This window comes from Staphylococcus sp. FSL W8-0774 (assembly GCF_038006785.1).
Lineage (GTDB): Bacteria > Bacillota > Bacilli > Staphylococcales > Staphylococcaceae > Staphylococcus > Staphylococcus pasteuri.
The window spans coordinates 1789669-1802156 of sequence record NZ_JBBOVW010000001.1 but is presented as its reverse complement, the minus strand read 5'-3'; the positions used below and the strand labels follow the sequence as shown (position 1 = coordinate 1802156).

Here is a 12488-nt window from a genome sequence, read left to right as displayed (position 1 = left end):
TGTAAAATTTGTATTTATGCATTATACCATAACTATCTTAAAATAAAATTCGAAATTACTTAATAATGATGAAGTATTTTCTTCATAATTACATCAAATAAAATGTTTATCTATACTTTATGTTAGCATGATTCAATTAATAAGTATCATTAATTTCCTAAGCTAACAGTATTTTTAACCATTTTTAATGTTAGATTAATAAATGAGCTTTTAATTTACATTTAATTGTTGAAAATTTTTTGAAAGAAATGGCGATTAAAATCGTATAATCAACCAATTTACTACATATATAATAGAATAATGTTAATTTTTGTAGAGAGTATTACTATAAAAAAGTCGATAACAATGATTACATTTAAATATGAAGAATAAATTTATCATAACCATTAAAACGTGTATAATAGACTTATTGTAAAAAAAGGAGCGATTCATTTTGAATGCGAGTGTATTGTTCGAAAAAATTCGAGTAAAACAAGTAATTGGAACATTAGAAAGAAAAGTAGAAGATATTACTACTGATTCAAGAACAGCTAAAGAAGGCAGTATTTTTGTCGCATCAAAAGGTTATACAGTAGATAGTCATAAATTTTGTCAAAATGTAGTTGATCAAGGATGTAAAATAATTGTAGTTAATAGAGAACAAGAATTAAATGGTGAAGTAACACAAGTCATTGTGCCAGATACATTGAGAGTAGCGAGTCTATTAGCACATACGTTATTTAACTTTCCAAGCCATCAACTAGTTACATATGGGGTAACAGGTACAAATGGTAAGACATCTATTGCTACAATGATTCATCTAATATATAGAAAACTAAATAAAAATAGTGCTTATTTAGGTACAAATGGTTTCCAGATTAATGAAAAGAAAACGAAAGGCGCAAATACAACTCCTGAGACAGTATCTTTAACTAAAAAAATTAAAGTAGCTGCTGATGAAGGTGCTGAAGCTATGACATTAGAAGTATCAAGTCATGGTTTATCACTTGGTCGTTTAAGAGGTGTTGAATTTGATGTTGCTATATTCTCCAATTTAACGCAAGACCATTTAGATTTTCATGGAACAATGGAAGCATATGGACATGCTAAATCATTGTTATTTAGTCAGTTAGGTGAAGACTTAGCAAAAGAAAAATACGCCGTTATAAATAACGATGACTCTTTTTCAGAATATCTTGCTTCTGTGACACCTTATGAAATATTTACATATGGTATTGATAATGAAGCACAGTTCATGGCGACAAATATTAATGAATCATTGCAAGGCGTGAAATTTGAATTTAAAACGCCATTCGGAAGTTATCATGTTGAAAGTCCATATGTCGGCAAATTCAATATATCGAATATTATGGCAGCAATAATTGCGGTTTGGAGTAAAGGAATTTCATTTGAAGAAATTATTAAGGCAGTTAAATCACTTGAACCAGTTGAGGGACGTTTAGAAGTACTGGATCCTAGTTTGCCAATTGATTTAATCATCGATTATGCACATACAGCAGATGGAATGAATAAGTTAATTGATGCAGTTAAACCATTTGTTAAACAAAAATTAATATTTTTAGTGGGTATGGCCGGAGAGCGAGATATGACAAAAACTCCTGAAATGGGTAGTGTCGCTTGTCGTGCAGATTATGTTATTTTTACGCCTGACAATCCCGCTAATGATGATCCGAAAATGCTTACAGCTGAATTAGCTAAAGGCGCTACACATTCAAATTATGTAGAATTTGAGGATAGAGCAGAAGGAATTAAACATGCAATTGACATCGCTGAACCAGGTGATACTGTTGTTCTCGCATCTAAAGGTAGAGAACCTTACCAAATTATGCCGGGACATATCAAAGTTCCTCATCGAGATGATTTAATAGGTCTAGAAGCAGCATATAAAAAATTTGGTGGTGGACCAGTTGAAGATTAGGGAATATACAGATGATTCGAACAAATTTTATGTATATTTTCAAAAATTAAATCAAACACTATTGATAGCAATACCTGATCAATTTTGGTCAGTTGAAATTTCAAATGACTTAAGTATAGAAGAAATTAATGAAACATTATTAATGCAATTTTTTACATTTAATGATGAAAATGAAGCAGAAAATCTTGCTAATAAAGTAACAAGTTGGATTGAAACAATACTAAAGGAGAATGATTAATGAATTTAAAGGAAGAAGTAGAGTCAAGAAAGACCTTTGCTATTATTTCCCATCCCGATGCTGGTAAAACAACATTAACTGAAAAACTATTATATTTCAGTGGAGCCATTCGTGAAGCGGGTACAGTTAAAGGTAAAAAATCTGGGAAATTCGCTACAAGTGACTGGATGAAAGTTGAACAAGAGCGTGGTATCTCAGTAACAAGTTCAGTCATGCAGTTTGATTATGATGATTATAAAATTAATATATTAGATACACCTGGACACGAAGACTTTTCAGAGGATACGTATCGTACATTAATGGCTGTCGATAGTGCTGTAATGGTTATCGACTGTGCAAAAGGTATCGAACCACAAACACTTAAATTGTTTAAAGTTTGTAAAATGAGAGGTATACCTATTTTTACTTTCATTAATAAATTAGACCGTGTGGGTAAAGAACCATTTGACTTATTAGAAGAAATTGAAGAAACGTTAAATATTGATACTTATCCAATGAATTGGCCTGTAGGAATGGGACAAAACTTTTTCGGTATTATCGATAGAAAAAGTAAATCAATTGAACCTTTTAGAGATGAAGAAAATATTTTACATCTAAATGATGATTATGAATTAGAAGAAGATCATGCCATTAAAAATGATAGTGCATTTGAACAAGCTATCGAGGAGTTAATGTTAGTAGAAGGAGCAGGGGAAGATTTTGATAATGATGCATTATTAAATGGTGAATTGACTCCAGTATTTTTCGGTTCTGCTTTAGCTAACTTTGGTGTTCAAAACTTCTTAAATGCATACGTTGATCATGCACCAATGCCTAATGCAAGACAGACTAAAGAAGAAATCGAAGTGAGTCCATTTGATACTGACTTTTCTGGATTTATCTTTAAAATACAAGCTAATATGGATCCTAAACACCGAGATAGAATTGCATTTATGAGAGTTGTTAGTGGTGCATTTGAACGTGGTATGGATGTTACATTACAACGTACTAGTAAGAAACAAAAAATTACACGTTCAACTTCATTTATGGCAGACGATAAAGAAACTGTTAACCATGCTGTAGCTGGAGATATTATTGGGTTATACGACACAGGTAATTACCAAATTGGAGATACGTTAGTAGGCGGTAAGCAAAAATTCAGTTTCCAAGATTTACCACAGTTTACTCCAGAAATATTTATGAAAGTTTCTGCTAAAAATGTAATGAAACAAAAGCATTTTCATAAAGGTATAGAACAACTTGTTCAAGAAGGTGCCATTCAATACTATAAAACGTTACACACTAATCAAATTATTTTAGGTGCTGTTGGTCAGTTACAATTCGAGGTATTCGAACATCGTATGAAAAATGAATACAATGTAGATGTTGTCATGGAACAAGTAGGACGTAAAATTGCTAGATGGATAGAAAATGAAGATGATATTAAAGATAATATGAATACATCTCGTTCTATACTTGTAAATGATCGTTATGATAATAAAGTATTCTTATTTGAAAATGAATTTGCAACACGTTGGTTTGAAGAAAAATTCCCAGAAATTAAATTATATAGTTTACTTTAAGATGTTTGATATTGAGTGGTTTGGGTATTAAACAGTATGTTATTACAATTTTATAAAAAAATAAATTGTCATTATGCACATATGTCTGTATAATAACCATATTCACAAATAAATACCTATGACATTTATGTCAGAGGGGAGTAACTTGATGGTCACTTTAACAATTAAGTGATTTTACACTTTATCGTCATTACGAAGTCTTATCTTCCGGTAAAGTGGGCAATAATATTTGCTAAGTGAGACCTTTGCTATTTTTTAGCATAGGTCTCTTTATTTGTAATTTAAATCAAAGGAGTTGTCCACAATGGAATTTGAACCGAGTATGTTATTATCCTATGGATGGGTTCTAATTGTACTAGTATTTTTAGAGGGTTTACTAGCTGCTGATAATGCCATCGTAATGGCGGTTATGGTAAAACATTTGCCACCTAAACAAAGAAAAAAAGCATTATTTTATGGTTTATTAGGTGCATTTGTATTTAGATTTATAGCATTATTCTTAATAAGTATTATAGCTAATTTTTGGTTTATTCAAGCAATTGGTGCGATCTACTTAATTTACATGTCTATTAAAAACTTATGGGATTTCTTCCATAAGACTGAAGAAGACCATCAAAAACATGAAAATGATGACCATCATTTTGATGAAGAAGGCCAAGAGAAAGCTGTTGGACCGAAAGAATTTTGGGCTACAGTATTTAAAGTTGAATTTGCAGATATCGCATTTGCAATTGACTCAATGTTAGCTGCATTAGCAATAGCAGTTACCTTACCTGAAATTGATATTGATTTCGGAGGTATGGATTTAGGTCAATTTGCAGTAATGTTCCTTGGCGGAATGATTGGTGTTATTTTAATGCGTTTTGCTGCTACATGGTTCGTTGAACTATTAAACAAATATCCTGGTTTAGAAGGCGCAGCATTTGCGATTGTAGGCTGGGTAGGTATTAAATTAGTAGTACTCGTGTTAGCACATGAAGATGTTGGTATATTACCTGAAGAATTCCCACATACTGTTTTATGGCAATCAATCTTCTGGGCAGTACTTATTTTACTTGTTGTTATCGGTTGGTTAACATCAGTAGTGAATAATAAAAAGAAAAAGAAATAGTATTAATTGACTTCGTTCAAATTAGAACGAAGTCTTTTTTGTTACTATACAACATTGCAGTTTTAATTATAAAATATTAAAATTTACGTATACATAGGACTTTTTCTTAGGAATATACAATCTTTTCTAGAAAATATTACCTCATTATTATTTGAGTATGTCATAATAAAGATAATTGAGTGAAATGATAGGAGTGAACTATCTAGTGGATAAAAATAAAAAACAAGTCATCCCTCGTAAAAACTATCGACGAGAACGTCGTGAATTCTTCCATAATGAAGAACGAGAAGCTAGAGTAGAACAACAAAAGGAAGAAGAAAGAATTCAAGCAAAAAAAGACGAATATCAATCTAAAGTTAATGAAGAAAGAGTCAAAGACAATTTAAGAAAAGCAAGAATAGAAAAATTGACTAAAGATGAAATTCAACAACAACAAAATATCGCTTCACAATCTAGTAATAAAATGGACAACGACCAAGACTCATCATCACATAATGAATCAAATTTAACGTTACCTGAAGAACATCAATTAAAGCGATCCAAAAATCAATCAAAAGATAACACGAACGATTTAAAACAAACTGACGAAAATGGTATTAATACTGATAAAAGTATAAATACTAGCTCAGAGTTTAATAATTTGGATGAAAATAAGTCAAAAAATAAAATAGATACTGATAAAGATTCTAGTGAAAATAACATAGAATCTAATAGTAAGCATAAATCAAAGAATGAAAAAGAAAATGCTACAAATGACAACGAAACACGTTCAGCTAAAAATAGTGGTTTAACAGAAAGTAAAGAGAGAAGTCATCATCAAAATGAAAAAGAACGCGATAAAGATCACAACAATAAAGCTAAACATATGAGCGCATCTTCATCAGAAAATAAATCTAATAATAAGAATAAAGATTATATTGATATAATTAAATCATTCTTTATTGAACATTGGCCTAAAATTGCTATTATTATTGGTATTATTTTATTAATAATTATCCTTAACGCTATTTTTACTAACGTTAATAAAAACGATCACACCAATGATAGTGCTTTATCACCAACGAATAAACATTATACAGATACAATGAAAAGTGCCAATAGTTCAGTTAAATCTGTTGTTACTGTGGAAAATGAAGAAGTAAAAGATACTTCGGTTCCTAATAACACATCTAAAGCAGATAATGAAATTGGTTCAGGTGTCGTCTACAAAAAAGTGGGCGACTCTCTTTTTATTATGACTAACGCTCACGTAGTGGGTGATAAGGATAAACAAAAAATTACATTTGGAAATAATAAATCAGTTGAAGGTAAGGTTGTTGGAACTGATAAATGGTCTGATATTGCAGTTGTAAAAGCCAAAAGTGTAGATAAGTCCGTTAAAGCAATTAAAACTGGAGATTCCAATCATTTAGTTTTGGGAGAGCCTATATTAGTAGTAGGTAATCCTTTAGGTGTAGATTTTAAAGAGAGTGTATCAGATGGTATCATTTCTGGTTTGAATAGACATGTACCAGTAGATATAGATAAAGACGATAGCTATGATGTATTAATGAAAGCATTTCAAATTAATGCGCCCGTAAATCCAGGGAATTCAGGTGGTGCAGTAGTTGATAGAGATGGTAAACTTATAGGTATTGTATCGCTTAAAATAGATATGGATAACGTTGAAGGAATGGGATTTGCTATTCCTATTAATGAAGCTCAAAAAGTGGCTAGACAGTTAGAAAAAGATGGTAAAATTGAATATCCTAATACTGGTATTAAAATTAAAAATATTGCTGATATAGACAATAGTGAACGTCAATCGATCAATTTACCTGATCAAATTAAAAATGGCGTTTTAATAGGTGAAGTTAAACCTAATTCACTTGGAGATAAATCAGGGTTGAAAAAAGACGATGTAATAGTAGAATTAGATGGTAAAAGATTAGAAGACAATTTACGTTATAGACAAATTATTTTTAGTCATAGGGAAGATAAAGATACATTAAAAGCTAAAATATATCGAAACGGTAAAGAGAAAAGTATAGATATTAAATTAAAATGATGTTGAGGTGAAATGAATGTCGATTTTTGGTCAACTATTAAAAAGGTCCAGTCCTCAACAAGGGATAGTACTTTATTATTTAGCAGCTATAATCGTCGCATTTTTATTATTGAATTTACCATATGTGCATAAGTCTGGCGTTGACGTAAATCCAATAGATACACTTTTTGTGGCTGTATCAGGCATAAGTGTGACTGGATTAACACCAATCAGTATTGTTGATACTTATTCAACTTTTGGTCAAATCATTATATTAGTAATTTTAAATATTGGTGGAATTGGTGTTATGGCTATTGGAACCTTGTTGTGGGTTGTTTTAGGTAAGCACATAGGTATTCGTGAACGTCAACTCATTATGCTTGATAATAATAAAGATACAATGAGTGGAACAGTTAAGCTGATACTTGAAATAGTTAGAACAATAATCGTTATTGAATTTATCGGCGCAATATTGCTTGCATTTTATTTTTACAGAGACAATCCAGATTTAAAATATGCTATTATGCAAGGAATATTTGTTTCTATTTCTGCAACAACAAACGGTGGTCTTGATATTACTGGTGATTCGTTAGTGCCTTATGCAAAAGATTATTTTGTACAAACGATAGTAATGTTTTTAATAGTTTTAGGTTCGATAGGATTCCCAGTATTACTTGAAGTTAAAGCATATATAAAAAATAGAGTAACTAACTTTAGATTCTCATTATTTACGAAAATTACTACTTCAACATATTTATTTTTATTTGTATTTGGTGTGATAATAATATTTCTTTTAGAACATAATCATGCATTTAAAGGCATGAGTTGGCACCAGTCATTGTTTTACTCTCTGTTTCAATCTGCTACAACGAGAAGTGCAGGATTGCAAACTATAGACGTTTCACAATTTAGCGACCCCACAAATATTATTATGAGTTTATTAATGTTTATCGGGTCATCTCCTAGTTCGGTAGGTGGTGGTATACGTACTACTACATTTGCTATTTTAATACTATTTGTTATTAATTTTAGTAATTCGGCAGATAAAACATCCATCAAAGTGTTTAACCGTGAAATTCATATAATGGATATTCAACGTTCATTTATGGTGTTTACAATGGCTTCAATTTTAACATTCACGAGTATGATAATTATATCCGCAGCAGAACAAGGTAAACTAACTTTCTTACAAGTGTTCTTTGAAGTGATGTCAGCATTTGGTACGTGTGGACTCACATTAGGTGTTACAGATGATATTAGTAATTTAACTAAAATTATTTTGATGATATTAATGTTTATCGGACGTGTAGGGTTAATCTCCTTTATCATAATGATAGGGGGACGAAAAGAACCTAAAAAATATCATTATCCTAAAGAACGTATTCAAATTGGTTAAATTCTATATTAAAGGCATTTCAAGTATTAAAAGCTATTTTTACTTGGAATGTCTTTTTTAATTAAAAATTATAGGTATAGTAAAAGTGTTATCGTAAAGATATGATTACATGTTAAACTATGCATAATGAGAGGTGTTTTAAGATGGAGAGAAACGAAAATATAAACGTAGATGTAATCGTAACTTCGGATATGCATAGTCATTTTTTAAATGGGGATTATGGATCAAATATCTATCGTGCTGGAACATTTGTTAATAAAGTAAGAGAGAATAATCAAAGAGTTATTTTATTGGATAGCGGTGGTAGTTTAGCCGGCTCACTAGCGGCATTTTATTATGCAATTGTTGCGCCATATAAACGTCATCCAATGATAAAATTAATGAATGCAATGCAATATAATGCAAGTGGTATTAGCCCAAATGAATTTAAATTTGGATTATCGTTTTTAACACGTTCAGTTGCTTTAGCAAGATTTCCGTGGTTATCAGCTAATATAGAATATATCAAAACTAAAGAACCATACTTTTCAACACCATACTCAATTCAAAATTTTGATAATTTGAAAATAGCTATCGTTGGACTAACTGCAGATGGACTTATGAAAAATGAATATGCAGAAATGGAACAAGACGTTAGTATTGAAAAAACAATACTGTCAGCTAAAAGATGGATTAGATATATTCATGAAATAGAAGAACCTGACTTTTTAATTGTAATATATCACGGTGGATTAGATAAATTTAGTAATTCAGAAAAGAAAAATGAAGATAACGTTAACCAAGCTGAAATATTGATGAAAGAAATTGGTGTGATTGATTTAATTATAACTGCACACCAACATCAAACACTTGTAGGACAAGACCATGATACAGTCTACGTTCAAGCCGGACAAGATGCCGAAGAACTTGTTCATGTGAAAATTAAATTTAAAAAAAGAACGAATACATATGAAGTGGAAGAAATATCGCCAGAGGTCATTGATTTAAATGATTATGACGAAGATGAAGATCTACTTAAAGTAACGTATTATGATAGAAAAGCAGTTGAACATTGGGCAAATGAAGTTATAAATGATGAACATGTTAATTTACCTGTTAAAGATTTAGCTGAGTTAGTAGGTCAACCACATCCATTTGCTCAATTATTACATGATAGTATTAGATTAGCTTATGATTACCCAATTAGTTGCGTTCACGTACCTAAGAATGGCGAAGAAGGGCTGCATGGTATTATATCTAATCGTCAAATTTATGAGGCTTATCCATATCCAGATAAACCTGTAGATTTAACAATAAAAGGTCAATGTATTAAAGATATATTAGAATTTTCTTATTCATATATTGAGTTTGAAGCGGATACACTAAAATCTACGCTTATTGACGAAACACTATGCACATTGTGGCAGGGATTTGATTATAAAGTAGATATGACTAAAGAACCTTTTAATCGTGTCACGTTGGATAATATTAATCCAAATAATTTATATAGAATAGTAATGACTGATTATTGTTTCAGAAACTATCAATCGTATTTAAAAGATGCAACGATTCATCATACTAGTGAAGAAACTATGAGCATGTTAATTGCTAAAAATTTAGCTGATTCAAAATATAAGATTAATTTAGAACAAAACTTTGAGGTGTTTAAATAACATTTTTAATATTTACCCTCTCACTTATAATAACGTTGTAAAAATGAAAATTACTTTATTTATTATAAAAGAGCTCCAAATCGAGTTACTATAACCGATTTGAAGCTCTTTTATAATATGTTATGTTTTAATATTTCTGAAAAATAAAATCAGAATCTATCCATGAAAAATTAATAATAAAATGATAGCAACAATTTGTGCAATTGATGTTGTAACAATACGTCTAGAATATTCGTAACTGATTGATAATAATAATTGAGTTATAAAAATAAATATCACTATCGACCAATTATCTAAATATATAAATAGAGAGCTTGAACAAATTGCAGTGATTAAAATAGATAACCAGTTAGGCAAATTGTATTTATCTAACTCACTTTGTAAAACAGTACGCATATATAATTCATGACATGGTATAACAAATAATAATGTAATTAGCATTTGCCATTTCCAATGAACGCCTGTTTTAGTTAATTCTCGAATCAATGAAGCATAGGTTAAATCAGATGTTATCAGTGATAAAACCAATTGAATAATAATTAAAATAATACTGGCTATAATACCAATGCCTATAGAGGTTAATAAACGCTTTGATTTGATATCTCTTTGATAAAACACATAACTAATACCAGCAATAAGCATAATTCCTGTATATAAATACCAGTATTCTTGATGCTCGCCCCACATGATAAGTAAAATAGCATGAAAAACTATGAAACTAATTATAAACCATAGCAAAGCTTTCGAAACTTTTTTCATTTCAATTAACCTTCTTGTTCAACAATTTTATAACGTTTATGGTTAATAACCGTTTTTTCAGGTAAATCAAGTGAATTGAAGTTTTCCATAATAGTTAAGTCAACGATAACTGAGTTGTCATTTATTTTTTCTACACGGCCTCTTAAACCATCATAAAATTCTACGATATTACCTACTTCTGCAACAGTCATTTCGAGTCCTCCCTTAATTCATAGCTAGACTATATTGTACTAAAAATTACGCTACAAATAAACTAATAACACTAAAAACCCTACAATTTAATTCATAAATTATGAAAAATTTGTCATTATTGAGTAAATAATTGGAATTTTAAATGTAAATAAGGCATAAATAAAGTAAGGGCATATATAGAATCTATTAAGGAGAGTTTTATATGAAATTTATAAGTAACAATAATATAACTGATCCAACATTGAATTTAGCTATGGAAGAATATGTCTTAAAAAACCTTCCAGCTGAAGAAAGCTATTTTTTATTTTATGTTAATCGCCCATCAATAATCGTAGGTAAAAATCAAAATACCATTGAAGAAGTTAATAAAACATACGTTGATGAAAAAGGAATTGACGTAGTACGAAGAATTTCTGGTGGTGGTGCAGTTTACCATGATACTGGTAATTTGAATTTTAGTTTTATCACTGATGATGACGGTAATAGTTTCCATAACTTTAAAAAGTTTACAGAGCCTATTGTGCAGGCTTTACAATCACTTGGCGTCAATGCGGAAATGACAGGCCGTAATGATATTCAAGTGGGAGCTGCAAAAATTTCTGGTAATGCAATGGTTAAAGTGAAAGATAGAATGTTTAGTCATGGTACTTTGATGTTAAATAGTGAGTTAGATGAAGTTCAAAATGCATTAAAAGTAAATCCAGCAAAAATTAAATCTAAAGGTATTAAGTCAGTACGTAAACGTGTTGCAAACATTGAAGAATTTTTAAATGAGCCAATTAATATTGATCAATTTAAACAAATTATATTGAAAACGATATTTGGTGAACAACAAGTTGAAGAATATATTCTAACAGATGAAGACTGGAAAAATATCGAAAAACTCAGTAATGAGAAATACCGCACATGGGATTGGAATTATGGTAAAAATCCTAAATATAATTTTGAACGTGAAGAGAAATTTGATAGAGGTTTCATTCAAATTAAATTTGATGTAAAAAAAGGAAAAATAGAACACGCTAAAATATTTGGTGATTTCTTTGGGGAAGGGGATATTACCGAATTAGAACATGCATTGGAAGGTTGTTTACATGACTTTAATCACTTGGAAGAAGCTTTAGCAAATTACGATTTATATCATTATTTTGGTGATATAGATAGAAATGAAATATTAAGATTAATGTCTTAATTAATATAAATTAAAAGGTCTATTCTCTAGCTCAATTAAGTAGGGAATAGACCTTATTTTGAATGACTCGAATCTAAATTATTCACTGAGTAATGCCTCCAAATTTTTATATTCTACCATGTACTCGTTGAATGCATTTTCGTCTTTATTGACTAATGCTTCATCGATTAAAGTTCTCAGTTCTTTTTTTCTTACTTCTCTAAGTGCTTCGTCAATGACAAGTTCAACGCCTAAATCATTAACAGTAGTTACAAATTGTTCTAGTGTCGTATGCTTCACATGAGTATTATGATTCATAAAGATCTCGACCTTTCAATTGTATTTATTATATAAATATTATACATATTTTGAATTTTGAAATCAATGAATTTTCTGACTTTTTATCAAGAAATATGTATATTATTACACCGAAAGGAGAACTTGACTTTACACAATTTTGTTATAA

The 12488-nt window shown here is 30.1% G+C and carries 11 protein-coding genes; 8 read left to right on the top strand and 3 right to left on the bottom strand.

What is annotated here, in order from left to right:
* Positions 1 to 433: 433 nt before the first annotated feature.
* From NSQ15_RS08745 to NSQ15_RS08715, 7 genes are all read left to right on the top strand, one after another.
* Entirely contained in the window at positions 434 to 1918 is a 1485-nt protein-coding gene (locus tag NSQ15_RS08745) for a UDP-N-acetylmuramoyl-L-alanyl-D-glutamate--L-lysine ligase (RefSeq protein WP_340747103.1), read from the top strand.
* Positions 1899 to 2156: a YueH family protein gene (locus NSQ15_RS08740; protein WP_231577495.1), complete on the top strand. Its 258-nt coding sequence runs from the start codon at positions 1899 to 1901 to the stop codon at positions 2154 to 2156. Before NSQ15_RS08745 ends, NSQ15_RS08740 begins: the two co-directional genes overlap by 20 nt.
* Positions 2156 to 3718 carry a peptide chain release factor 3 gene (locus tag NSQ15_RS08735; RefSeq protein ID WP_017637374.1) on the top strand — a complete coding sequence of 521 codons (1563 nt, stop codon included), beginning with the start codon at positions 2156 to 2158 and terminating at the stop codon, positions 3716 to 3718. Before NSQ15_RS08740 ends, NSQ15_RS08735 begins: the two co-directional genes overlap by 1 nt.
* A 304-nt stretch (positions 3719 to 4022) precedes the next feature.
* Positions 4023 to 4829, top strand: a complete 807-nt coding sequence (locus NSQ15_RS08730; protein ID WP_046466527.1) for a TerC family protein — start codon at positions 4023 to 4025, stop codon at positions 4827 to 4829.
* 205 nt (positions 4830 to 5034) lie between these two features.
* Positions 5035 to 6876 (top strand): S1C family serine protease, encoded by a 1842-nt coding sequence (locus NSQ15_RS08725; protein WP_070452242.1) that lies wholly within the window; start codon positions 5035 to 5037, stop codon positions 6874 to 6876.
* A 16-nt stretch (positions 6877 to 6892) separates the two neighbouring features.
* Complete coding sequence (locus NSQ15_RS08720) at positions 6893 to 8251, top strand: TrkH family potassium uptake protein (RefSeq protein ID WP_017637371.1); 1359 nt, start codon at positions 6893 to 6895, stop codon at positions 8249 to 8251.
* Between the two features lie 143 nt (positions 8252 to 8394).
* Positions 8395 to 9903: a bifunctional metallophosphatase/5'-nucleotidase gene (locus NSQ15_RS08715; protein WP_017637370.1), complete on the top strand. Its 1509-nt coding sequence runs from the start codon at positions 8395 to 8397 to the stop codon at positions 9901 to 9903.
* Between the two features lie 156 nt (positions 9904 to 10059).
* Here NSQ15_RS08715 and NSQ15_RS08710 read toward each other — a convergent pair whose 3' ends face one another.
* Both NSQ15_RS08710 and NSQ15_RS08705 read right to left on the bottom strand, forming a co-directional pair.
* Positions 10060 to 10662: a CPBP family glutamic-type intramembrane protease gene (locus tag NSQ15_RS08710; protein ID WP_340747102.1), complete on the bottom strand. Its 603-nt coding sequence runs from the start codon at positions 10660 to 10662 to the stop codon at positions 10060 to 10062.
* Between the two features lie 5 nt (positions 10663 to 10667).
* Positions 10668 to 10853 (bottom strand): YkvS family protein, encoded by a 186-nt coding sequence (locus NSQ15_RS08705; RefSeq protein ID WP_002450747.1) that lies wholly within the window; start codon positions 10851 to 10853, stop codon positions 10668 to 10670.
* Positions 10854 to 11056: 203 nt separating this feature from the next.
* Between NSQ15_RS08705 and NSQ15_RS08700 the strand changes: the two genes are divergently transcribed.
* Entirely contained in the window at positions 11057 to 12043 is a 987-nt protein-coding gene (locus NSQ15_RS08700) for a lipoate--protein ligase (RefSeq protein ID WP_017637368.1), read from the top strand.
* A 78-nt stretch (positions 12044 to 12121) separates the two neighbouring features.
* Here NSQ15_RS08700 and NSQ15_RS08695 read toward each other — a convergent pair whose 3' ends face one another.
* A complete protein-coding gene (locus tag NSQ15_RS08695; protein WP_017637367.1) occupies positions 12122 to 12340 on the bottom strand; it encodes an IDEAL domain-containing protein in 219 nt (72 codons plus the stop codon).
* Between the last annotated feature and the right edge of the window lie 148 nt (positions 12341 to 12488).

What these genes read in the sequence shown, in the direction of transcription:
- NSQ15_RS08735 (WP_017637374.1), top strand. Translation starts at nt 2,156, where the DNA reads ATGAATTTAAAGGAAGAAGTAGAGTCAAGAAAGACCTTTGCTATTATT.
- NSQ15_RS08730 (WP_046466527.1), top strand. Translation starts at nt 4,023, where the DNA reads ATGGAATTTGAACCGAGTATGTTATTATCCTATGGATGGGTTCTAATT.
- NSQ15_RS08720 (WP_017637371.1), top strand. Translation starts at nt 6,893, where the DNA reads ATGTCGATTTTTGGTCAACTATTAAAAAGGTCCAGTCCTCAACAAGGG.
- NSQ15_RS08715 (WP_017637370.1), top strand. Translation starts at nt 8,395, where the DNA reads ATGGAGAGAAACGAAAATATAAACGTAGATGTAATCGTAACTTCGGAT.
- NSQ15_RS08710 (WP_340747102.1), bottom strand. Translation starts at nt 10,662, where the DNA reads ATGAAAAAAGTTTCGAAAGCTTTGCTATGGTTTATAATTAGTTTCATA.
- NSQ15_RS08705 (WP_002450747.1), bottom strand. Translation starts at nt 10,853, where the DNA reads ATGACTGTTGCAGAAGTAGGTAATATCGTAGAATTTTATGATGGTTTA.
- NSQ15_RS08700 (WP_017637368.1), top strand. Translation starts at nt 11,057, where the DNA reads ATGAAATTTATAAGTAACAATAATATAACTGATCCAACATTGAATTTA.
- NSQ15_RS08695 (WP_017637367.1), bottom strand. Translation starts at nt 12,340, where the DNA reads ATGAATCATAATACTCATGTGAAGCATACGACACTAGAACAATTTGTA.